Below are 19,534 nucleotides of genomic sequence, written 5' to 3' on the forward strand. Positions count from 1 at the left end.
TCCCGTGGATCTTCATCGGCCGTGTCCGGCCCGGGTACGGTGGCGACATGACGGCGATCCTGAGGCACCCCCGACCCGGATTCACATGGGATTGGTGGGCGGTGGATGCTCAGGGCTTCCTCGTGCAGTTCAGTGACGGCCCCGCTCCCGAGCACCTGCTGGCGCATGTGGACCGCGTCGACGCCGCGGCTGCGTGGGCGGAGGAGAACCGCCCCGCATGGTTCGCCGAGGGTCCCCCGCCGCTTCACGCCCTCAGCTGCAACGGAGAGACACCGACCTACACCCGCAACGCCGTCCCGGACGCCCCGTTGCTGCTGTCCGACGCGCCGGCAGCGATCGCAGAGGTTGCGGCCTTGGTCGAACTGCACCGGGCGGTGGGGGGAACCTGGACGGTGTGCCTCGACGAGGGATGGGTCCAGACAGCTCGGCCGGAGGCGTTCCGCTGACCGGATGAAGACGGTGACGAGAAGGGGTCCGGCTCGGTGCCGCCTCGTCACGGGCACCTTCCCCCGGTCCGAGCCGGTCCCGTTCTGACGCGTACCGAGCGGCCGGATCCGGAGGGGAGCCGGCATCGGCCCCCTCTTCTCCACGATCCGACCGCCGGGACCCGGCCGACGGGTCAGGCGGCGGCTTCGGGACCGGCCAGCTGCTCCGCGATCTCCCGCTCCCCCTGCTCGGAGAGGGAGGTCGTGAGCAGCTCTCCGCCCAAGGGCCCCATCGCGGCGGCGAACCGGTCCTCCGTGATCTTGGTGGCCATGATCACGACCGCGGACGAGCCGGGCCGGAGCAACTCCTGGACCTTCTCGCGGAACCTGCTGGTGACGCCGACTTGCTGGAGCTTGCCGATCAAGCCTCCGACGGCCGCACCCACGACGCCGATCCCCGGGGTGAGGACGAGGATGCCGAGGACCATGCCCCACAGGGCGCCGGCGGTCGCCGACAGGGCGATGCCCTCGGTCTTGGCCGGTGTGTCCACATGGGTCTTGCCGTCCTCGTCGACCGACACGACGGCGAGTCCGGACAGTTCGACCACGTGGTCCTTGCTGAGCCGCTGCACCTCGGCGAACGCCTTGTCGGCGGCGGAGCGGTCCTCGTAGCCGAGGACGATGAGTTCGGACATGCGGTTCTCCTCGCGAAGGACTGTCAGTACCGCTGCGCCTTGGCCAGTCGCGCCGTGAGGGCGGGCTCCGGCGGCTGCCGGCTGATGACCAAGGGCTGTCTGCGCTGGCCGGGAGCGAGATCCTCCTCGCCGACGAACTGGGTTTCGACGACCTCGCCCGCCGCATCGAGGAAGTCGACCTGGACGGCGTACGAGGCGGTGCTCTGCGTCTTGTTGGTGATGGTGACGATGGCGGTCGCGACTCCGCCGGCATCCGTTCGGGGCTTGCCGGTCAGGGCCACCTCGCCCAGGGCGTTCCCCCGGCCCTGCACGTCCTGCAGCGCCTCCTCGGCCGCACGGCGCGAGCGTTCCACCTCGGCCCCGATCGACGCCTTGCGCGAGGCCTCCCTGGCGGACGCGGAGGCGGCGGCCGACGAGGCGGACGCCCGGGCCGACTCGATGGCCGCGGAGGCTGAAGAGGCGAGTGCGGAGGGGGGCATTCCACTGAAGGAGTCGGTGACGGGGGCGGTCGGGCGCTCGCTGAAACTCGGTCCGCTCGTGTCGTCGCCGTCGGATCCGCAGGCGACGACGGTCACCGCACCGAAGCCCATGAGGACGACGGAGGCGGCTGCGCGCACGGCGCGGGAGCGGACCGGGCGGCTGAGCCGCTCGGGTGAGGGGTTCACGGTCGCGTCTTCTCGGTAGGGGACGTCACGGGTGGTCCTGCCGGGGCCGGTCGTCTCGGGACCGGCCCCTTCGGACGGCGGTCAGTACCGCAGCACTCCGGCGATGTGCCCTTGTGCGGCCAGTGCGTCGTCGGGTACGAAGAGGATCTCGGCCCCCCTCTCCAGGGCCTGCTCGACGATCTCGTCGACCATGTCGTCCCGCGCTCCGGGCTGGTCGGTCTCGGAGGGCTCCAGGTGGCCTCCCTCCTCCCGTACGACCGTCCGGTAGTGCTCCTCGACGGCCAGCAACCGCACGCGTCCCTCCTGCACGGCCTGCCACACCTCGTCGAGTCCGCCGGCGAACTCCCTTCGGCCCCGTGCCGCCTCCAGCTCGGCGGTGATCGTGGCCGTCGAGGCCGCCTCGCGCGCGGTGCGAACCGGCTCCACGGCCTTGGAGATCGCACCGGCCGGCCCGTCGGCGAGCCCACCGTGCGGGATGGTCACGGTGCCCGGGCCCAGCGGGCCGAGTTCCTCCAGGAGCGCGAGTGCGGCGGTCGAGCCGATCACGTACAGCGGGCGGGGCGCGCGGGCGAGGACGGTGCGCAGCTTGTCGTGCGCCTCGCGCAGGAACCGGCGGGTGGCCTCGTCCTGGAAGGTGCTGGGCAGGTCCCCGACGCGTTGCTCGCGTTCCGCGTCCGGATCTTCAAGGCTCCGTGCGAGCGGGAAACCGTCCCCGGAGTGCTCGGTGGTCCGCTCAGGGGTGCCGTCCCACAGCGAGACCCGGTCGGCCGCCACCGCGAGCGCCCAGTACGGGTGCTCGGCTGCCTGCGCCGCCACGAGGTTGCGGGTGAGGAAGGTGTCGGCGAGCACGACGCGCTCGGGAACGGAGCGGGCGAGCGACCACACGTGGTGTTCGCCCTGGGCCACGAAGATCACCAGGCCGTCTTGCGCGTGGGCCGGATCGACCTCGCTGACGGCTCGTCCCAGCCGGTCGACGATCTCACCGCGCTGCTCGCGCGACACGTCGGGATCGCTCTCCAGCGCCCTCTCCGCCCGAGCCACGAGGTTGCGCAGACGCACGGGGTCCTGCGCGTTCTCCGGCTCGCGGCGGTGGGTCGGCATCAGCAAGGAAAGGGCGGGATAGGGCCGGGGTCGGCGCAGCTCGGCGAGCTGGTCCGAGGTGAGCAGGGGATCCATCGGGTGCCTTCCTGGTGGTGAGGGCGGGCATGGCTGGTGCGGGACGGAGGCGGGGCGCCCGTGTGTGGTGGTGGGGGGCGGTGCGCGGTTCGGTGGGGGCGGGCCGCGCCGGTGCGGCCCGACGGGCCGTTCGGCTGCTTCGTTCTCGTCCTCGCTGCGGGGCGAGGCTTTGAGACCGGTGTCGCCGTGCGGTTGCACCGCTGCCGTCGACTTGCCGTCGGTGACCTCAGCCGCCGCGATCGTGGCCGCGCCGGATCCGGGCTTCACGGAACCGGTCGTCTGCCGACGGAACCGGTCGCCGAGGTCGGACCGGCCGAGCCCGTTCACGGGGCCGTCGATCGCAGATCCGCTCGGGAGGCCGGGGCAGGGGACGAGGAACGGCATGGTGAAGACCGCGTCCCACACCGCTCCGGTCGCCGCGCTGGAGTGCACGGTGTGGCCGTCGGGGTCGCCCGTGGGCCCGCCCGTCGTCACCCCTGACGACCGCCGGGCCGTCGAGGTGCACGACGTGGCTCCCTCGGAGTTCCCGCACCGTCCTGGAGGTTCCGTCCGTCACGTGGGCGCCGTCGTATCCGATGGCGATGAACTCACCCACTTCCGCCTCCTCGGTCCGGCGCCCTTCCTGAGGATCGCGGCATGGGGCGATTCCATGTGAACGGGGACACATAGACGAGCTTGACCCGATATGCAGGAAGGCGCGACTCGATCCGAAACGAAGCCGGGTTTGCCGTCACGGTCGAGCAGCGGCGCGAGGGCAGAGGTGGGAACGCGACTCGGGTCGACGGCGAGCAGGACGTCGCCCGTGTCCCCATGGGCGCGCTCGGCGAAGGCGCGCAACTCGGCGGCGGAGATCCCGGCGAGCTCGTGCACGCCCAGCTCGATCAGACGTTTGGCCTGGGCGGTGAGCGGCGGGAGCGGTGTGAGAGTGGTGGGGGCGGTGGTTCCGGACTGGTGTCGGACGTCGCTTCGGGCACGTGAGTCCTCCGGGTCGCTGTTCGCGGCAAGCCCCTGGGGCAACGCGGGGCGTCACCCGATCGTTCCCGTGATCGGCGTTGGACGTGCACCTTCGCCTGAAGCGGCGTGCGCCCCGAAGGGGGCACCCTTCGAGGACGTCCGGGCCGGACGACGATGCGTTCGGCCCGGACCTCGGGGCATCAACCGTTGTGGGCCGGCAGCTCCTCCCTGACCGTGCGGGCTGCGGCAACGAGGTTTTCCAGGGAGGCGCGGGTCTCCGGCCAGCCGCGGGTCTTGAGGCCGCAGTCGGGGTTGACCCACAGGCGCTCGGCCGGGATGGCGTCCAGGCCCTTGCGCAGGAGCACGGCGACCTCGTCGACGCTCGGGACGCGCGGGGAGTGGATGTCCCAGACCCCCGGACCGGCCTCGCGCGGGTAGCCGTGCTCGGCCAGTTCGTCGGCCACCTGCATGTGGGAACGGGCCGCCTCCAGGCTGATGACGTCGGCGTCGAGGTCATCGATGGCCCGGACGACGTCGCCGAATTCCGCGTAGCACATGTGCGTGTGGATCTGGGTGTCCGGTCGTACGCCACTGGTGGTCAGCCGGAAGCATTCGGTCGCCCAGGCCAGGTAGGCGGGGTGGTCGGCGGCGCGGAGCGGCAGGGTCTCGCGGAGCGCCGGCTCGTCGACCTGGATGACCGGCGTTCCGGCCGCCTCCAGGTCGTTCACCTCGTCGCGCAGGGCCAGCGCCACTTGCCGGGCGGTGTCACCCAGCGGTTGGTCGTCCCGCACGAAGGACCACGCGAGCATCGTGACCGGACCGGTCAGCATGCCCTTGACCGGCCTGGAGGTCTGCGACTGGGCGTACGTCGTCCAGCGCACCGTCATCGGTTCGGGGCGGGAGACGTCACCGGCGAGGACGGGCGGACGGACGTAACGGGTGCCGTAGGACTGGACCCAGCCGTGCTGGGTGGCGATGTAGCCGGTCAGCTGCTCGGCGAAGTACTGCACCATGTCGTTGCGTTCGGGCTCGCCGTGCACCAGGACGTCGATGCCGGTCTTCTCCTGGAAGGAGATGACCTCGCGGATCTCGTCCTCGATGCGGCCTTCGTATCCGGCGGTGTCGATCCGGCCGGCCCGGAGGTCGGCACGGCTCGCACGGAGCCCGCCGGTCTGCGGGAAGGAGCCGATGGTCGTGGTCGGCAGCAACGGCAGCCCTAGATGCGCGCGCTGTGCCGCGGAGCGCTCGGCGTACGGCTGGGAGCGCCGTCCGTCCGTGTCGGTGATGGCCGCGGTACGGGCACGGACCGCGGGGTCACGGGTGAGGGCGGAGCCGGCTCGTGAGGCGAGGTCGGCGCGGTTGGCGGCCAGCTCGGCGGCGATCGCACCGGTGCCTTGGGCGAGGCCGCGGGCGAGGGTGGCGACTTCGGTGCTCTTCTGACGGGCGAAGGCCAGCCAGCGTCGGATCTGGGGCTCGATGTCGCGCTCCGCGGTCGCGTCCAGGGGGACGTGCAACAGGGAGCAGGACGCGGCGACGTCGACCCGGTCGGCCAGCCCGAGGAGGGTGGCCAGGGTGGCCAGGGACTTCTGGTGGTCGTTGATCCAGACGTTGCGGCCGTTGACGACGCCTGCGACCAGGCGCTTGCCGGGCAGTCCGCCGATCGCGGCGAGGTCGTCCAGGTTCGCGGCGGCGGAGTCGGTGAAGTCCAGGGCGAGGCCCTCCACCGGGGTGGCCGCGAGCGCCTTGAGGGCATCGCCCAAGCGGTCGAAGTACGAGGCGACGAGCAGCTTGGGCCGGTCGGTGGCACGGCCCAGATCACGGTAGGCACGGACGGCGGCGCTCAGCTCGGCCGGGGTGCGGTCCTGGACCAGGGCGGGTTCGTCCAGCTGGACCCATTCGGCGCCGGCCGCGCGCAGATCGGCGAGTACTTCGGCGTAGACCGGCAGCAGCCGGTCGAGAAGGCTCAGCGGTTCGAAGTCGGCCACGACGCCCGGGGCGGGCTTGGCGAGCAGCAGGTAGGTGAGGGGGCCGACCAGGACCGGTCGGGGGGTGTGACCGAGGGCGAGGGCTTCCTTCAGCTCGGCGACCTGCTTGGTCGAGTCGGAGGCGAAGACGGTGTCCGGGCCGAGTTCGGGGACCAAGTAGTGGTAGTTGGTGTCGAACCACTTGGTCATCTCCAGCGGCGCCACGTCCTGGGTGCCACGGGCCATCGCGAAGTACCCGTCGAGCGCATCCCCCCCGACGGCGGCGCGGTGACGTGCGGGCACGGCGCCGACCATGACACTGGTGTCCAGGACGTGGTCGTAGTACGAGAAGTCTCCCGTCGGCACTTCGTGGATGCCGGCGTCGACCAACTCCTGCCAGCGGGAGCGGCGGAGGCCGGCCGCCGTCTCCCGGAGGGCATCGGCGGTGGCACGGCCCTTCCAGTAGCTCTCGACGGCCTTCTTCAGTTCGCGGTTCTGACCCTGGCGGGGATAGCCGTACACGGTGGCTCGTGCTGCCGTGGCCACGGGTTTGGCTGTCACGGAACTCTCCTTCGCGAGATGTGTCCACAACATCCCGGAGACGGGAGACGGACGCGAAGGAGCCACAGGCGGTGCGGACCACCGGGCGGGAAACGCCGGATGTGCCGCTCGCCGTGTACGCCGACCCGCCCACGAGGTCACCGGGATGTCCGCGCACGGCATACGACCGTGCGTGGGCAACGGGCAGGTCTTCGGACTCGCGGGCACGTCCTCCTGGCGGAGGAAACCTACTGGCCGTCGCTTCCCAGGGCCGTTGTCCGGTCCCAGTGCGTATGACGGCGGTCGTTCCCGCTCACCGCTGCGGGGCAGTCCCGGATTCCCACCGGGTTCCCTCTTACGACGCCTACCGCCATGGGGGTCCCCATGCCGTTCAGGCCATGGGGCGGGACGGGGCGAACCAGCTGCGAGTGCCAGCCTAGGACGTGCGATCGCTCAGCGGCGAGGTTTTCCAACATGCGGACGCAAGAACGAGGTGGCTCCGTAATCGACGACGCCCTGCGGTACGAGTACGGCCGCGCGGGAGCCCAGCGTCGTTCGTGCCGTGGCGCATACGGTGCATGGGGGCGCACGGCCGAGAGCCTCACGGAGACCGGGGCGGTGGAGATGCTCCTGGCGCTGGACGCCGTGGGTCAGACGAAGACCGGCGTGCTCGATCAGGAAGCCGGTGGCGGCGAACGGCTCCACCGGCTGGCCGCTCTTCCTGCTCTCCACGACGACCTCGGCCACGAACGCCGCGGCCTGCTCCTCGAACGCCTCGGACGTCGGGGCACCGCGCACGGGTGTGAGCCCGGGGTCTTCGGCTCCGCCGTTCACGGTGTCGTCGACACGGTGAAACCTGGGGTGCAGACCCGTCCGCTCGTTGCGGTGCCCACGAGGTCAGGACACCGGGCGCTGGCTGACGGGCCGTCCGACATGCGCGTCGTCGGCGGGCCGGCTGAGCGCCGGTACCTCGCCGAGGAAGTCTCCGCTCGAGCAGGTCTTGGTCGCTTTTGCGCTCTTGAGCCCCGCACCACCCAGGCATGATCTGAGGGCAGCACCAGGACTGCATCTGCGACGGTTCTGCTGCCTTGGCCGTCTGGCCAAGCCGCTCGTACCAGTGGCTCCGTTGAGCGCCCGAACGAGAGCCTCATCCTCCACGAACTGCGCCACATCGTGGGTCCCTGGTCTACGCGACTCACTGGGGAGTCCCCGCACCAATGGAGTTCCGACGTGGTGGAATTGATCTGAAGATCCGAAATGGACCGGGGGTTTCCCTCTACAATCAGGCGGGACGCCGGATCCGGTTGAGGGGGCTGTGCGGAGTGTCGCTGAGGGATGAGGCCGAAGAGGTCGTTGTCCGTGTGACAGAAGGGCACGCTGTCGTGTTCGGTGCTCCCCGTGGGGAGAACGGCTCGCGATGGGGGCGCTGGGTGGCTGGCCTCACCTCCAGCGAGTGGGCAGCTGTCGTGCGGACCTTGGATCCTGCGGTCCGGGTGTTCGTCGAGGCTCGGCGCGTGACCGGTCATCTGGTCGAGATCGATCCGCTCTCCCGCAAGTTGATGGAGACGGGGAAGTTGATCGTCGAGGAGGGCGGCTGGATCCAGAGCAGCATCCGCAACGACCGGGGGCAGGTGGCACGTCTGCTGCGTGTTCGTGGCACCACGGCCATCTCTGCCTTGTCGGGTGGGGCGGCCGTTCTGGGTGCCATCGCAGCTCAGGTTCAGGCGGCCGAGATGGCCCGGGACATCAAGGCCATCCGCCAGCGGGTGGATGAACTGGCCCAGCGCATGCAGTCCGACCAGATCGGTGCTGCCGAGAATGTCTTCGAACAGGTTGAGGACCTGGTGGCACGGCTGCGTGCTCATGGGGAGCGTGGTGTTGAGGCGAGTGACTTCTCGGTCACGAGGAGCAGTCTGGGTGATGTGAGTCGTAAGGGTCTTCGCCATCTCGGGGACGCGATGGCGCGGCTGGAGGATGTTGGGAAGGGATCCTTGCGCCGGGTGCACAAGGGCCTGAGCCAGGGGGCTGTGGACGAGGTGGAGCTGCACCTCGATCTGATGACGCAGTGTTACGTGGCCACGGTCCAGTTCGGGCTCGCCCAGATCGCCTTCGACTATCACGGGGGAAAGCCTGACGTTGCCAGGACCAGGTCCGAGCAGATCGCCACGTCCCTCTCGGGGCTCCGTGACGGGATTGAGGACGTCCATGGCAGGCTCGGCCGGGTCGACGAGCACGTCCGGGCCAGGTTCCGGTCCTCGAAACGCATGGGTTCTCTGTCTTCGGTACCGTCGCTGATCACGGACGCTTCAGCTGTTGCTGTGAGCCAGGCGGCAGGCAAGTCCGTGCCCATCGGGCGGTTTTATGGAAAGTCGACCTCGATTCCGGTGGCTCTACTCGCCGTCGGTGGGGGCTTGCTGGTTTGGGGAGGCTTCGAGGTTATGACGCAGCCTCATGCGGAGAAGGAGCTGGAGGGACGTCTGAGGCAGCTCACGAGGGCCGGCGACAGGAGTTCCCGGGCACTCCGACAGGCGGCACCGAGCCTTGGCATGCTGCAAGGCATGGCCCATGAGCTCGCCGGGTCCGGTACGTGAGTTCACCGGTGTTCTGGCCGTGCAGGTCACCTCCATGTTCCCTGATTCGTGTATCCCCCAGCGGATAGTGAAGGGTGGGACGAGGCTAGGCGCCGGTGTCGGTGAGCCAGAAGGAGGCCCGACGGTGCCGGGGCGGTCAGGGCGTGTCCTCATGGCGGAGCGCATGCGGATCGGCTTCGGAAAGCCCTCTGCCCTGTGGCTCTACTTCTATGGCGAAACGGCTGGAAACGGACGGATTCATGTCGGGTACATGAGCGAGCACCTCCGTAACACGCACACCAACTGACGCTGTCCTCACCCTGGTGAAGGAACGGGCACCGCTACCGAAGCAGTCCGCCGGCCGTTTGCTTCCCGTCGTCTCTTCCGTGCTCATCACGATGAGCATCTCCAGTCGGCCGTGAGGTCGGGAGCGACCCCAGGGCGCGCGCTTCCGGTTCGCGCGTATGCAGCACACGCCGGACGGCCGTCCAACGCCCTGTCACGCGTCGTCGTCCGCTGCTCGGGGGCGGAACCCTGCCGTCTGCCTTCGTTGGCCAGGGCTAGGCCCCGGTTGCCGGACACGCGTCCGAGCCGGCGCACCCCGCGAGAAGTTCCCCGACCGGGCCATCGGTCCGGCGTCGAGCTCGCTCCTGGGTCAGGACCCTGCGGTGGGACGGCGGGGGGAGGGAACCGTGCCCAGGAGTTCCCACAGCGGAGTGGCCCCGGCGGCCCACTGGGCGAGCAGGTGCCGGTCGACCAGGTGGAGTTGTTGGGAGCGGGCGAAGGCGACGGCCTTGCTGGTGAAGCGTCCGTTGGTCACCAGGACCACGACATCGCCGTTGTGGACGGGCCGGCCGGTGCCGTTGAGGACATGGAGGTCCGGGGTCCCGACCGCAGAGCCAGCCAGCCCAGCCCGCCGGTGCTTGCACTGGATCACCCAGAGGCGACCGAAGGGGTCGGTGGCTTTCACATCGGCGCCGTTGTCACCGGTTCCACCCACTCGGATCGCCCCGGGGCAACCGTCGCGGCGCATCAGATCCCGTACGGCTTCTTCGAACTGCTGGTGGTGCAGGGCGTCGATCTGCGGCATCGCGTAGCGCAGCCCCCGCTCCCGCACCTGGTTCCAGCGAGCGGTCTCCTGCCGCCGGCGCAACCACACCCCACCGACCCCCGCCGCGATCAGGAGCAGCACGACCGGCACCCAGGGGTGCGCGGCCAGCCACCGCAACGCGCCGACGACCAGGCTCCACACCACGGCGAACGCCAACAGCAGCAGACCGACCTGCTCCCAGCCGGAGGCCCGCCGCAAGCGGCAGGCAGCCGTGCGACGCCGTGGCGAAGGACGACGGCGAGAGGCGGGAGACGTACGGCGCCGGCGTGTGGCGGGGGAGCGGCGAGTACCCGGCCGGGGGCGCGGACTCATGTGCCGGCCTGCGAGACGCCGCTCACCAACTGCTTGATGACGTTGAAGATGCCCTGGCCCAGCGGGGTCGGTGCGATCACGATGCCCAGGGCCAGGACGAAGAGCGCCGTGTTGCGTTCCTCGACGCGGCTTCTGGCCTGGGTCCTGCGGCGTAACCGCATCACCACGATGACCGCGAGCAGCACCCCCACGTTGATCGTCATCATGCAAAATCCGCTCCCGCCCGCCCTCGTGGCTGCACGCTCTTCCGGCCTCTGCGCAGTGGCCGGGCATCAGTACAACGGACTGCGCATGTGGGCCGCAGCCGGCCGGTGAACGTTGGCGAGACCTTGCCGGGCGGTGTCCGGTTACCGGTCCGGACACTCGTTCGCGCAAACCCAGAAGGATGACCAGCCGGACGCTCCGCCCTTCTGCCGGGAAGTACCGGCGGCACTGCAACGCCGACCCTGGCGGTGCTGTGCCAAGGGGCGGGCGGCAGGAGCTTCGACGACCGTCGGACGAGTTGCCCCGCAGTACGGGGAACCCAGGTGTCGTTGCTCGACGGTCCGGGAGAGGGGGCGTGAGAAGGCTTGAGCGCTCAGTTGAGCTGCCGTTGGCGCTGAGATCGTTCATGGCTGCTGCCAGGCTCGACATCGATGCCCAGATGGGTGGCCGTGGGAGGCGCCCTGGTTCTTGAAACCCTGGTCGACCAGCGCCTTCTCGACGGCGCCGCCGACGTGCTCGGCGACCTGGTCCAGCAGGGCGACGCCCGCGGCGTTGCCATGGGTGCTGGTGGCGAGGAAGGTGACGGCGATGACCAGGCCCAGCACGTCCACGGCCAGTCCCCGCTTGCGGCCCGGGACCCGTTTCGCCGGGTCCCGGCCGGTCGTGGAGGCGGGGACCTCGGCGGCCGCGTGGACACTCTGGGCGTCCAGCACCACCAGGAGCGGGTCCTCTAATCGGCGGGCCCGTTCACGGACTTGACAGCGCAGGAGTTGGTGGATGACCTGGTCGGTGCCGTCGTCCCGCCAGGCGGCGAGGTAGTGGAACGTCGCGCTCTTCGGCGGCAGATCACGCGGGAGGTAGGCCCACGGGCAGCCCGTCCGGCCTTGCTGGAGGATCGCGTCGACGATCTCCCGCATCCCGTAGGCGCTGTGGTTGCCACTGACCGAGCGGCGCCGGTCCTTCCAGGCGGTGATCACCGGCTCGATCAACGTCCACTGCTCGTCCGATGAGCCGCTCGGATGCGGATTGCGTTCGCTCACCCCGTCACACCAGCAGGCCATCAGCTGTGGGCCGGCAGAATCCGCCCGAACCCACACCGTCAGGCGACGACGAGTAAGCACAAGGGCTCATGAATCGCTACCTCAGTAGCCGAATTCAGGTGCCTGATAGGGAGTCCACCAACTCATCAGACCCCAGATCCCCAGGGCGACCCCGGTGACGGCGGCCAGGGCGGCGAGCCACGGGCGATGGAACCAGCGCATCGTGAGCATCCAGAAGGCGAGCGGAACCAGGGCGCCCCCCACGGCGACGAGCGGCAGGTCCACGTAGAGCACGCTGAGGTCCTGGTGCCTCCCGTCGAAGCCACCCTCCACATTGACCCTCGCCAGCGGTGCCCAGGCCAGCAACACCGCTGCGGCACCCAGAGCGGCGACAAGGAAACCAGCAAGACCCTTGATCTCTTCCTTCACGACAGGTCGGACGCCACAGCCCCGCTCGCAGTTCCCGAGTCGGCCGACTCCACCATGCGCGCGAGGAGGGCGACCGCCGCCGGCCGTCGGTGGTCTGGGTGCATTGCCCTGTGAGGTTGGGGATGCGGCTGGTGGGTGGTTTGTCTGCGAGCGTGGTGTGTCCGCGGTGGTGATCGTAGGTGTGGAGCCAATCGGGGAAGGCGTCGCGTCGTTCCTGCTCTGAAGGGTGAGGGCGGGTAGCAGTGCGGCCGGCACCTGCCCCGTGCCGGTCCCCAGGTCGAGCAGGACGGGCCCGTCGACGTCCCGCACCGCGTCAGCGAGGAGCGAGACGGCCGCCGGAGGGAGCCCGGGCCGGTAACGGGCGTAGTCCTGTGCCGCCGCCGTGAACAGCCCGTCGGTCCCGTGGCACGGGTGGGTGCTCATGCGTCCCCTCGCGGGACCTGCAGAGCAGCGGTGCCCGACAGCAGCGCCGCGCTCTGGCGCCTGCCGGTGAGGAGGACTTCTGTCCGGCCGGCCCTGGCGGTGCCATCGGCTGGAGGAGGGACTTGCTGCTGCGTCACGGGTGACACCTGTCTGCTGTTCGGCTGGCGGGGCTGCGCGGTCACGGCAACTGCGAGGCAACGGTGGTGAGCTGCGGCAGTGTCCAGGTCAGTGCCTTCGGCCCGGGGCCGGAGGTGGCGTGCTGGATCCCGGTGTCGTCGGAGAGGTCGACGCGGTAGGTCTCCGGGCACCCCGCCTGCTCCCAGCGTGCGTGCGCGTCCTCGAGTTCGGCCCACACGTCGCGGGGCCCGTGGGTGCGGACGGTGCCGTCGCCGGGACCGGCCACGGCCCATGAGTCGTCCTCGGGGGCGACGATCGTCATCGTGTCGGCCTGGAAGTCCCGCACCAGTCCGGGAGCGAGGTAGGCCGCGGCGAGCCAGAATCCGTGGGCGTCGTCCGGCGGCGGGGCGAGCCGGGTGGGCCGCGCCGTGCCCGGGTCGGCCTTGACGCGGGCACGGTGGCCGAGGGCGCTGAGCCATTGGTAGCCGAGCATCGGCCGGTAGCCGCGCGGCCGGCCCGTGAGGACCGCCTCGACCGTGCCCGTCGGGGTGCGGGTGACGAGGAGTTGCCCGGGCCAGCTCGGCGTGCGGGTCGCGAGTGTCGTGAGCAGCCGGCCGTCCGGCGCGAGCTGCTCCACCCACGCGGTCGGGACACAGGGCACGCCGATGCCGGAGTGGATCCGGTCGTACGGCGCCCGGCCTTGGTGCCCGTCGAGCGCGTTGCCCTCGATCACCCTCACGCCGACGCCGAGGCGGTCGAGGTTGCGCTGGGCGAAGGCGACCATGTGCGCGTCCCGTTCCACGCCGGTGGTGAGGTCGGGCCCGGCGAGGACGGCGGCGAGCGCGAGGGAGACCCCGGGGCCCGACCCAAGCTCCAGATAGCGCTGCCCCGGCCCGAGCCGCATGACCTGGAGGGCTTCGACGGTGCCCGGGGTATAGGTCGACATGGAGGTCATGTGGCCACCGGTCACCGGTCCACGGCCGAGCGAGTCGAGGGGCTCGCCGTCGCGCTGGAGGAGGATCGACTCGTCGCTGTGGATCAGGTCGAGCCACTCCTGACGGTCCTCGGGGTGGGAGCCGTCGAGGAGGCGCCAGTCGATCGGATCGGCACCCGGGCCGCTGACCCGCACATAGGCGTGCGGGAGCAGGACCTCGCGTGGCAGACGCAGCAGCGCGTCACGCAGCAGCGCGTCGGTCAGGACACCGTCGGTCGCGAGCCGGTCGACCATGTCGGCGCGCCGACGGCTCGTCGCTTGGTGGGGGTCAGAGGGCATGCGGGCGGTCCTTCGCGGTAGCGGTGGTGGGCACGGCGGTCAGGGCGGCGGCCGGCCGCAGGCCGGTGACCAGCCACACGGAGGGCTGCTGCGCACGGGACTGCAACTCGGGCGGGCACAGCTGTTGACGGATCGAGCGCTGTGTCGTGCCTGCCGCGACCGCGGCCGCCGTCCGCACCGCGCCGGCCAGCGCGATCACCTTGAGCCACCCCGGTCCCAGGCGTCGTCGAGGCGGTCATGGAAGACCCGTACTCCTTGCCGGGGCAGCGGCATCAGCCCGTGCCCTGCCGCGAGCCGGGCTGCCGCGGCGGCCAGCATCCGGGTGGACGGATCGACGCCGGTCACATCGTGTCCGGCGGAGGCGAGCCGGAACGTCATCTCGCCGTCTTCACAGCCGACGTCCAGGGTCCCGGCGGACCCGGTCGGCAGCTCGGCGAGGAGCCGCCGTTCGACCAGGCCGTGGCGCAGCCTTCCTCGCACGCCGTCGGAGTGGGCCGTGTACGCGGCATCCATGGTGGCGAACCCGGTCACTGCGACCACCCCAGTTCCGTGTAGCTCCGTCCCGCCCGGATGCCGTCGATCGCGGCACGGGTGTAGGGGACGATCGGCTCGGGCAGGTCCTTGGCGTTCCACCACTCCCATCGGACACACTTGTCCGGCTCCCGCAGCTGAGGGGTGCCCTCCCAGGTGCGGGCGCGGAAGTAGAGCTGGATCCGGGGCGACTCCGTGGGCCGCTCCCTCATGTGCACGGTGTGGACGAGGTCGACGTCGGCCGGGTCGATCACCAATCCGGCCTCCTCGTACGCCTCCCGCACGAGGCACGCGGTCGCGGCCTCCGCCTCGCAGTGGCCCGCCAGCACGTGCCAGGACCCGCCGGCATACGCCGAGTCCGGGTGCCGCAGCCCCAGCAGGACCCGACCGTCGTGCTCCAGGTAGAGGTGGACACCGACCACGTTCAGCACCGTCCCGACAGGTGCCGTTGCCACCGCGGTCCCCTCCGTCCGGACGGAGGGGACGGGGTGCTCGGCGGCGTGCCGTTCCAGCAACGTCCTGGTCGAGGGGGGCATCGTCATGTGAGGGAACTTCTCAGGTCTCACCCAGGCGAGCATGACGCCCTCGGTCAGCGGAAGTTGGGCTGGGTCACCGCTCCAGCGGCAGGTGAACAACTGGATCGGCACACGGGCTCGGTCCGTGCCGGTGACGTGCTCGACCGCGTACGGCTCCAGTCCGGCGACCGTCAGGTCGGCCTCCTCCCGGAGCTCGCGCACGACCGTGTCGAGCAGGGTGCGGTCCTGCGGTTCCCGGCCGCCGCCGAGCAGTGACCAGCATCCGGGCTCCCAGATGTCGGGCTTGTTGGCGTCCCGCAGATGCAGCAGGTACCGGCCGGCTCCGTCGTGGATGATCGCGGAGGCGTTCATCGGCACGATCACGCCGTTCAGAGCCGAGGTCGTGAGCTTGTCGCGCAAGGTGGGGGAGACCGTCTCGTCGAACGGCAACCAGACCGCCTCCGTGACCTCCTCGGCCTGCAGGGTGATCTCGGGTGCGTCGTCGGCGAGGTGGAAGACGAAGCGGACGTCGTAGTGCTGGTGGGCCGGTTCGCCCTTCGCGAGGTCGGGAGTGATGTCGTGGACGTTGATGTCGATGGGCTCGCCCCGGAACTCGGCGGTCAGGACGAGGCCGGAGGCAGGAATCCCCGTCTCTTCCTCGATCTCGCGCAGGGCTGCGGCCAACAGCGTGCCGTCGGAGGCTTCGACGTGCCCACCAGGCGTCAACAGCAATCCTCCGGTCGCCTTGTGACGGACGTGGAGGACCCGCCGACGACGGTCGATCACCACCGCACCACAGGTGACGTGGCCGGGCAGGGCAGAACGGCTGGTCGGGTCGCGATCGGTGTCCAGGGCGGTCAGCAGCCCGTCGAGGGCCTCACGTTCGCCGGGGTGCCGGATCAGGTAGGAGGTGAGCAGGGCGCGGATGTCGGGAAGGGGGGGTGGCATGTCAGGACCTCGCGGGCAGGAGAAGCGGACGGTGGAGAGCGCGGCCGGGGACGGCAGCCTGTGCTACGGAGGATGGTGGGCCGGACGGACGGGGACTACGTCAGGTGGTCACGCAGGATCTCCTCGGCCTCGTCGAGACGGGCACGCAGCACGGCTGCGGCCCGGTGGCGGTCGCGGGCGTACTGCTCCAGCGAGGCGGCGAGCGGGCCCAGGCCGTCCCGGACCGCGTTGAGCGGATACAGCGACAGTGCCAGGGCGGCGGCGGTCACCCGCACCACGTTCACCAGCTCCTCCACCGGCACGGCAGGGTGCAGGCCGTGGTAGGCGGAGGTCAGCCGACCCAGCCCTTCGGGCCAGTCCGGCTGGGCCAGGACGGTGCGCGGATCGAGTGCGAGACGGCCCAGCTCCCAGACGGCTCCCCGGCGCACCGGCGGGTGGAAGTCGACCAGTGCCGCCACATCGTCCCCGCGCAGCAGGACGTTCGGGCCGGACAGATCTCCGTGGACCAGCTGCGACACCATCGTGTGAGGGACCCCGCCCAGCAGTTGCTCGACTTCGGGCACCCCCGCCAGCTTTTCGCGGGCCGTGCCGACCGCCCACCGCTCGAACGCGGTGGGCGATGGCGCGGCCTCGTATCGGGCGAGGAGAACCTTCAGCCCGGCGACGGCCCGGGCAGGATCGATCGCCCTGTCCCTCGGTCCAAGGCGCGGCGGCCCGAACCCGTGCCGGGCCAATCCCCGATGCAGCCGCCCAACGGCCTGACCAACCGACTCCCAGCGGCGTCCGGTCAGCCGCCCGTCCGCTGTCACCGAGTCCGGGACGTACCGGGTGACCGTCATGACCAGGCCCTGGTGTGCGGCGACGAGCCGGTCCTGGTTCGTCGTGGGGCGGGCGGCGGCGACCGGCACCCGGCACAGGCGCGCGTACTCACTGAGCCGGGCAGCGGCGTCAACCGGTCCCAGCGCAGTGCCGGCCGGGCGGGTCTTGACGAACCATCTTCTTCCGTCAGCGCCGGTGGCGACGTAGTTGTGCGTCGCGGTCCCCGCAGGGCCCTGCGCGACCGAGGCGGGGGTGATGCCGAAGTCACCGGCCAGCATGAGCGTCACCAGCGAGATCCGCGCCTGGGAGACGGACGGTGTCATCACAGGGCCTGCCCCTCACTGACGGTGTCGGCCGACTCGGTCGGGAGCGTGTCCGCGGGGGTGACCTGGGCCGGCACCGGCGGGTTGAGGAACTGGCGTGCCTGCAGTTCGTACATCTCCCTGAACGCGCCGACCCCGGTGGTCGGGTCCATGAGCTCGATGAAGGTCCCGTGCTCGACGACCCGGCCCTCGTCCAGGACGTAGATCAGGTCGGCGTGCCGAACACTGTGCAGCCGATGAGTGATCAGGACCGTGGTCTGGCCCGAGCCGGCCAGCTGGTGGATCTGGTCGAACACCCGCTGCTCGGCCGCCGGATCGAGTGCGCTGGTCGGCTCGTCCACGATCAACACCGCACCCTCACGGTGCCGCGCTCGGGCAAGACCGATCTTCTGCCACTGTCCGCCGGAGATCTCCTGCCCGCCCTTGTAACCGCGGGCGAGCAAGCTGTCCAGACCATGCGGCAGGCCCTTGACCACTTCGTCGGCGCCCGCGTACGCCGCCGCGGCCTCGATCGTCGCGTCGTCCATCGCGGCACTGCTGCGGCCGATGCCGATGTTCACCCGCGCGGTGAAGGGCCAGCGGAAGAAGTCCTGCGCCACCATCGCGACGCGGTCGAAGATCTGCGCCCGATCCGCCTCGACCGTGCTCACCCCGCCCCACAGGACACGCCCCGAGTCGGGGAGCCGCGCGCCGCTCAGCAGCCGGACCAGGGTCGACTTGCCCGAGCCGTTCCTTCCCACCAGGGCGACGGTCCGGCCCCGGGGGATCATCAGGTCCACCTCGCACAAGGAGGGCCGGTCGGCGCCCGGGTAGGTGAAGCTCACGTTTTCGAACCGGATCTGGTCCGGGTCCTCGGGCACGTCGAGTCCGCCGGTGGGGATGGACCGTCGTACCGCCTCCGTGCACAGCGTTTCCAGATCGGCGACGAACAGGGCCTCCTCCTGGACGTCGGTGACCCTCAGGACGAGGTCGGTGATGCTCGACGCGCCGGTACGGATCGCCAGCACCGCCGTACCGGCGACGGCCAAGCCCATGTGTCCGTGCCACAACAGCAGTCCGAGAACGCCGTAGGTGACGAGGGTCGCGATGCCGCGGGCGGAGTCCGCGAGCACATTGGTGCGGGCGCCGGTCCACGCGAGCCGGGTCTGCTCCCGCTCGCTCGTCTCGGCCATCTGCCGGAAGTGGGTGAGCAGGAACGGGGCGGCGTCGTGAACGCGGATCTCGGCCGCGGCCTGCTGGTTGACCAGCAGCTGGCCGATCAGCTTCGCGGCCCGGACGTGCTGGACGAAGCGGTGCCAGCTGACATAACGGTGCCGTGCCATCGTCAGCGAGCCCCATGCGCTCGGCAGCGCCATGAAGGCCAGGAGCGGTAGGAGGACCGGGTGCAGGACGGTGAGCACGCCGGCGGCGGCGATCAGCGAGATGGCGGAGGTGACCACGGCGGTGCAGTAGCCGACCATCCGTCGCGCCGAATCGGCGCCCCACTGGGCGGAGTCCATCAACTTGTGGAAGGCGTCGTCCTCGATCGCCTCCAGCTCCACCCGCGCCACCAGACCGAGGTACCGCTCGGTCGCGACCCGCTGGGCCTTCGGTTCCAGGATCCCCGTGGCGGCGGCGGAGGCCGACCGGCACGCCGAGCCGATCATCGCGAGGACGGCTACCAGCACCAGCGACGGCAGCGCCGCGTGAAGCCGGCCGGCGATGTCGCCGGAGGCCAGTAACTCGACGAGCAGGGTGTTGACCGCGATCAGGGAGACGGCCTGGGTGATGCCGCGGGAGATCTCACTCGCGGCGATCGTGGTGAACGCCCGCGGGTCGGCCTCGCGGGCCAGCCGGACGGCCACCGCCACCTGCCGCGGCAGCGACCTGGCCATGGTGCGCAGTCCCAGCTTCAGCCAGGCACCGTCGTGGGCTCCCCACCCGTAGTCGTAGGTGAGTTCCCCGCCGAACAGCAGCTTCTCGGATTCCGATGTGCTTTCTGCAGGGGCCGCCAGTGGGTCGTCGCCGTTCGTCATGCCCCCCACCTCGTATCCGGGCGTGCCGTGCGACGGGAGGCGTCGGCCTGGAGCGGGGCAGTGGTCGAGGCCGTTCCGGGGCGAAGCTGATTGGTCGGGGCAGAGAAGGCAGGAAGGGGGTGCATCACGGTCTCCTGTGGATCGTGCAAGGGGGTGTCGGGTGGCTCAACGAGGCGGGTGGGCGGAGCGAGCACATGTGATTCGGACGGCGTTCGAACCCCGTCATTGCGCGAAGGTCCGTTCGTGTGGTGTGCATCGATCCGTGCGGGACAGGGATGCGGGCCGATGGCGGGGGTGGCCGAAACACCGATGCTCGGGCCATCGACGGACTCGATGTACGGGGCGTCCCCGTGTTGCAGCCGGTGCGCCGCACCACATCGTGGCGCAGCACCATCCGCACCCCCGTGTACGGGACGGCCGACGAAAGCGTGGCCCATCAGGAGCGGGCGCCACAGGCCCGGGGGACCGGCCCGGCCCTGAACCCG

16 protein-coding genes, 3 pseudogenes and 1 riboswitch are annotated in these 19,534 nt (G+C 70.6%); of the genes and pseudogenes, 2 read left to right on the forward strand and 17 right to left on the reverse strand.

Annotated features, from left to right (window positions below):
- Positions 1-47: 47 nt before the first annotated feature.
- On the forward strand, positions 48-446 hold the full coding sequence (locus tag ACFW2Y_RS02770; protein WP_384872508.1) for a hypothetical protein: 399 nt from the start codon (positions 48-50) through the stop codon (positions 444-446).
- Positions 447-619: 173 nt separating this feature from the next.
- On the opposite strand, the gene ACFW2Y_RS02775 is transcribed toward ACFW2Y_RS02770, so the two are convergent.
- From ACFW2Y_RS02775 to ACFW2Y_RS02800, 6 genes and pseudogenes are all read right to left on the reverse strand, one after another.
- Positions 620-1,120 (reverse strand): DUF1269 domain-containing protein, encoded by a 501-nt coding sequence (locus ACFW2Y_RS02775; protein ID WP_384872511.1) that lies wholly within the window; start codon positions 1,118-1,120, stop codon positions 620-622.
- A 23-nt stretch (positions 1,121-1,143) separates the two neighbouring features.
- A complete protein-coding gene (locus ACFW2Y_RS02780) occupies positions 1,144-1,785 on the reverse strand; it encodes an FxLYD domain-containing protein (RefSeq protein ID WP_384872514.1) in 642 nt (213 codons plus the stop codon).
- Positions 1,786-1,866: 81 nt separating this feature from the next.
- Entirely contained in the window at positions 1,867-2,961 is a 1,095-nt protein-coding gene (locus ACFW2Y_RS02785; RefSeq protein ID WP_384872627.1) for a chemotaxis protein, read from the reverse strand.
- Between the two features lie 711 nt (positions 2,962-3,672).
- Positions 3,673-3,846: pseudogene (locus tag ACFW2Y_RS02790) on the reverse strand (DUF5701 family protein); the annotation flags it as partial.
- 269 nt (positions 3,847-4,115) lie between these two features.
- Positions 4,116-6,440 (reverse strand): 5-methyltetrahydropteroyltriglutamate--homocysteine S-methyltransferase, encoded by a 2,325-nt coding sequence (metE, locus tag ACFW2Y_RS02795; RefSeq protein WP_384872516.1) that lies wholly within the window; start codon positions 6,438-6,440, stop codon positions 4,116-4,118.
- A 164-nt stretch (positions 6,441-6,604) separates the two neighbouring features.
- Positions 6,605-6,820, reverse strand: a riboswitch (cobalamin riboswitch).
- Between the two features lie 52 nt (positions 6,821-6,872).
- A complete protein-coding gene (locus tag ACFW2Y_RS02800; protein ID WP_384872519.1) occupies positions 6,873-7,253 on the reverse strand; it encodes a hypothetical protein in 381 nt (126 codons plus the stop codon).
- Positions 7,254-7,933: 680 nt separating this feature from the next.
- Between ACFW2Y_RS02800 and ACFW2Y_RS02805 the strand changes: the two genes are divergently transcribed.
- Positions 7,934-9,010 (forward strand): hypothetical protein, encoded by a 1,077-nt coding sequence (locus ACFW2Y_RS02805; RefSeq protein WP_384872521.1) that lies wholly within the window; start codon positions 7,934-7,936, stop codon positions 9,008-9,010.
- A gap of 634 nt (positions 9,011-9,644) precedes the next feature.
- Here the strand turns inward: ACFW2Y_RS02805 and ACFW2Y_RS02810 are convergent.
- From ACFW2Y_RS02810 to ACFW2Y_RS02860, 11 genes and pseudogenes are all read right to left on the reverse strand, one after another.
- Positions 9,645-10,298 (reverse strand): restriction endonuclease, encoded by a 654-nt coding sequence (locus tag ACFW2Y_RS02810; protein ID WP_384872524.1) that lies wholly within the window; start codon positions 10,296-10,298, stop codon positions 9,645-9,647.
- Positions 10,299-10,408: 110 nt separating this feature from the next.
- Positions 10,409-10,618, reverse strand: a complete 210-nt coding sequence (locus ACFW2Y_RS02815) for a hypothetical protein (RefSeq protein ID WP_384872526.1) — start codon at positions 10,616-10,618, stop codon at positions 10,409-10,411.
- 419 nt (positions 10,619-11,037) lie between these two features.
- Positions 11,038-11,656, reverse strand: a pseudogene (locus ACFW2Y_RS02820) (transposase); the annotation flags it as partial.
- Between the two features lie 102 nt (positions 11,657-11,758).
- Positions 11,759-12,085, reverse strand: a complete 327-nt coding sequence (locus ACFW2Y_RS02825) for a hypothetical protein (RefSeq protein WP_384872529.1) — start codon at positions 12,083-12,085, stop codon at positions 11,759-11,761.
- Between the two features lie 97 nt (positions 12,086-12,182).
- A pseudogene (locus ACFW2Y_RS02830) lies at positions 12,183-12,281 on the reverse strand (IS481 family transposase); the annotation flags it as partial.
- Between the two features lie 405 nt (positions 12,282-12,686).
- On the reverse strand, positions 12,687-13,898 hold the full coding sequence (locus ACFW2Y_RS02835) for a protein-L-isoaspartate O-methyltransferase (protein ID WP_384872531.1): 1,212 nt from the start codon (positions 13,896-13,898) through the stop codon (positions 12,687-12,689).
- Positions 13,888-14,097 (reverse strand): hypothetical protein, encoded by a 210-nt coding sequence (locus ACFW2Y_RS02840; RefSeq protein ID WP_384872534.1) that lies wholly within the window; start codon positions 14,095-14,097, stop codon positions 13,888-13,890. The genes ACFW2Y_RS02835 and ACFW2Y_RS02840 overlap by 11 nt, the downstream gene beginning before the upstream one ends.
- Positions 14,094-14,438: a methyltransferase domain-containing protein gene (locus ACFW2Y_RS02845; RefSeq protein WP_384872536.1), complete on the reverse strand. Its 345-nt coding sequence runs from the start codon at positions 14,436-14,438 to the stop codon at positions 14,094-14,096. Before ACFW2Y_RS02845 ends, ACFW2Y_RS02840 begins: the two co-directional genes overlap by 4 nt.
- Positions 14,426-15,892: an NUDIX domain-containing protein gene (locus tag ACFW2Y_RS02850; RefSeq protein WP_384872539.1), complete on the reverse strand. Its 1,467-nt coding sequence runs from the start codon at positions 15,890-15,892 to the stop codon at positions 14,426-14,428. Before ACFW2Y_RS02850 ends, ACFW2Y_RS02845 begins: the two co-directional genes overlap by 13 nt.
- Positions 15,893-15,987: 95 nt before the next feature.
- Positions 15,988-17,034 carry a phosphotransferase gene (locus ACFW2Y_RS02855; protein ID WP_384872542.1) on the reverse strand — a complete coding sequence of 349 codons (1,047 nt, stop codon included), beginning with the start codon at positions 17,032-17,034 and terminating at the stop codon, positions 15,988-15,990.
- Positions 17,034-19,049, reverse strand: coding sequence for an ABC transporter ATP-binding protein (locus ACFW2Y_RS02860; RefSeq protein ID WP_384872544.1), 2,016 nt, complete (start codon positions 19,047-19,049; stop codon positions 17,034-17,036). Before ACFW2Y_RS02860 ends, ACFW2Y_RS02855 begins: the two co-directional genes overlap by 1 nt.
- Positions 19,050-19,534: the final 485 nt, after the last annotated feature.

Source organism: Streptomyces sp. NPDC058877 (assembly GCF_042742855.1).
GTDB lineage: Bacteria > Actinomycetota > Actinomycetes > Streptomycetales > Streptomycetaceae > Streptomyces.